Source organism: Halobacterium bonnevillei (assembly GCF_009831555.1).
In the GTDB taxonomy this organism is placed as follows: Archaea; Halobacteriota; Halobacteria; order Halobacteriales; family Halobacteriaceae; genus Halobacterium; species Halobacterium bonnevillei.
Map to the genome: position 1 here is coordinate 1 of NZ_WUUU01000265.1, position 2787 is coordinate 2787.

The 2787-nt window shown below is 69.5% G+C and carries 3 protein-coding genes and 1 pseudogene; all 4 read left to right on the forward strand.

Annotated elements, in window-relative coordinates; translation table 11 throughout:
- On the forward strand, positions 1 to 737 hold a 737-nt coding region (locus GRX66_RS18045; RefSeq protein ID WP_159527730.1), incomplete at its 5' end, for an aminopeptidase.
- A gap of 62 nt (positions 738 to 799) precedes the next feature.
- Positions 800 to 1459 (forward strand): HVO_0476 family zinc finger protein, encoded by a 660-nt coding sequence (locus GRX66_RS18050; protein WP_159527731.1) that lies wholly within the window; start codon positions 800 to 802, stop codon positions 1457 to 1459.
- 66 nt (positions 1460 to 1525) lie between these two features.
- Positions 1526 to 2182 carry a protein-L-isoaspartate(D-aspartate) O-methyltransferase gene (locus tag GRX66_RS18055; protein ID WP_159527732.1) on the forward strand — a complete coding sequence of 219 codons (657 nt, stop codon included), beginning with the start codon at positions 1526 to 1528 and terminating at the stop codon, positions 2180 to 2182.
- Positions 2183 to 2339: 157 nt separating this feature from the next.
- Positions 2340 to 2787 (forward strand): annotated as a pseudogene (locus GRX66_RS18060) (hypothetical protein); the annotation flags it as partial.

Here is a 2787-nt window from a genome sequence, read left to right on the forward strand (position 1 = left end):
CCGCGATGCGGGACGCGGACGTGTTCCTCGCGCCGACGACGAAGAGCCTGAGTCACACGCGCGCTCGCGGCAGCGCCAACGACGCCGGCGCCCGCGGCGCCACCCTCCCCGGCATCACGGAGGACGTGTTCACGACGGGGCTGGACGCCGACTACGAGACCATCCGCCAGCACTGCGAGGACGTCCTCGCGCAGGTCGCGGACGCCGAGGAGATCCGCGTCACGACGGCCGCCGGGACCGACATCACGTTCGAGGTCGGCGCCCGCGAGTGGCGCGACGACACCGGCATCGTCCACGAACCCGGCGAGTTCTCGAACCTCCCCGCGGGCGAAGTGTTCGTCTCCCCCGAGGACGCCAACGGCACGTACGTCGTGGACGGCACGATGCGGCCGCACGGGAAACTCGACGACGACGAACAGCTCAGCTTCGAGGTCGAGGACGGCTTCGTCACGGACATCTCCGACCCGGCCATCCGGGACCAGGTCGAGGCCGCGAGCAAGCAGGTCGGCCGGGACGCGTACAACCTCGCGGAACTCGGCATCGGCACGAACGTCGCCGTCAGCGAACTCGTCGGCAGCGTCCTCCTCGACGAGAAGGCCGCCGGCACCGTCCACATCGCCATCGGCGACGACGCCGGCATCGGCGGCGACACCGACGCCCCACTCCACCTCGACGGCATCATCCGGGAGCCGACAGTCCTCGCTGACGGCGAGGACGTCGAACTGCCGCGAGCGTAGGGGGCTGACGTCGGAAAACGGGACTCCGCGCGTTTTTACGTCCGGGGACGCTACTCGTGTCCATGAGCGAAAACGTCGGGGAGCACGTCCCCTTCGAGTGTCCGTCGTGTTCGCCGGACCTCGAAACCGTCCACGAGGTACTGACTACCGGGGGCGGAAATGCGACAGTGAAGTGCACCGAGTGCGGCCACGTCCACAAGGAGCCACTCGAGGACGACGCGAGCGTCGAGGTCGACGTCGTCGTCTCGCAGGACGGCGACTCCTTCACGGGGAGCGCGGAGTTCGACCCCGAGGAGACCATCTACGAGGGCGACGAGTTCATCGTTGAGACCGAGGAGACCATCGCGCAGGTGCGCGCGACGAGCATCGAGACCGGGCCGGAGGAGCGCACGACGCGCGCCGACGCCAGCGACGTCGACACGGTGTGGACGCGCGAGGTCGGGAACGTCTCCGTGGACGTCACCATCCACCCGAAGGACGGCGACGAGGACGGCAGCCACAGTCTCACCGTCCACGTCCCGGGGGACTACGAGTTCGTGGTCGGCGAGACCTACGAGTTCGGCGACGAGGAGTTCTCCGTCGGGGGCATCCACGTCCGCGAGAGCGCAATCGAGGACTACAAGTTCCCGAAACTCGGCGACGACGGCGACCTCGTGTTCGCGAAGGACGTCAAGCGCGTGTACGGCGACGACGAGTCCAGCACCGCGTGGTCGGCCTGGTGACCACGCGACCTCGACAGCGACTGACAGGGACTACCGGACCAGACAGAACCTGAGCGACCCAGACCAATGACCGAGCGGAACGACCCAGACGACGAGTTCGCGACCGAACGCGACCGCCTCGCGGACGCGCTCGTGAAACGCCCGAACGTCACCGAGCGTGCCGCCGACGCCATCCGCGCGGTGCCGCGACACGAGTTCGTGCCAGCGGGCCGCCGCCGGAACGCCTACGACGACCGCCCGCTCCCCATCGGCGGCGGCCAGACCATCAGCGCGCCCCACATGGTCGCCATCATGGCGAGCGAACTCGACCTCCAGGCCGGCGACGACGTCCTCGAAATCGGCACCGGCTGCGGGTACCACGCCGCCGTCACCGCCGAACTCGTCGGCGACGACCACGTCTACTCCGTCGAGTACCTCGAAGACCTCGCCCAGGAAGCCCGCGAAACGCTCGAACGCGCGGGATACGGCGGCGTCTCCGTTCGCCAGGGGGACGGCTACGACGGCTGGCCCGAGCACGCGCCCTACGACGCCGCCTACCTGACCTGCGCCGCCCCGGAGTTCCCCGAGGCAGTCGTCGACCAGGTCCGGCCCGGCGGCGTCATCGTGGCGCCCATCGGCGACACCCGCCAGCGGCTCGTGCGCGCGGAGAAACGCGAAGACGGTACGCTCGAGAAATCCGACGAAGGCGCCGTCCGATTCGTGCCGATGCAGGGCGGCGACTAGCAGGAAACGCCATCGACCGGGACCGACAGAGGAGACCCGTCTCGACCGGGCTCACTCCGTTCGCCGTCCGACCGCCGCGACTGTGCAAAGCTCGCTCGGTCCCACCCGCAGCTGGGCCGGCAACTGATTTTATGCGCGCGGCAGTCGACAGTCGCGTATGGACTACCGCGAGCTGCTTTTGTTGCGGGCGACCCGCGAGACGGGGGTGCTGGACGCGCTCGTCTCGAACGCGCACACGGCCGACGACGTCGCGCGGGAGACGGGCGTCACGGAGCGCGCTGCGCACACGACAATCGACGCGCTGCTGGACCTCGGGATGCTGGAGGAAGTCGGCGACGGCGTCGAGCCGACGAACAAGATGCTCGGGTTCATCACGAAGACGGACGTGCGCTCCATCGGGAGCCTCCCGCACGAACTCGACCGCGTCGACGCGCTCGTCGACCTCCCGCAGACGATGCGTAGCGGTGACCTCCCGGAGGTCGATAGCGACTGGACGCGGAACCGGCTCGGCGAGCAGGCCGCGGAACCCGACGCCAGCGTGCGCGCCGCCGTCACCGCCGCCGTCCGCGAGCACCCCGACGCTGACGACGTGCTCGTGGTGCGTG

Bases quoted from the DNA above. Each gene is read 5' to 3' on its own strand.
- GRX66_RS18050 (WP_159527731.1), top strand. From the start codon at position 800: ATGAGCGAAAACGTCGGGGAGCACGTCCCCTTCGAGTGTCCGTCGTGT.
- GRX66_RS18055 (WP_159527732.1), top strand. From the start codon at position 1,526: ATGACCGAGCGGAACGACCCAGACGACGAGTTCGCGACCGAACGCGAC.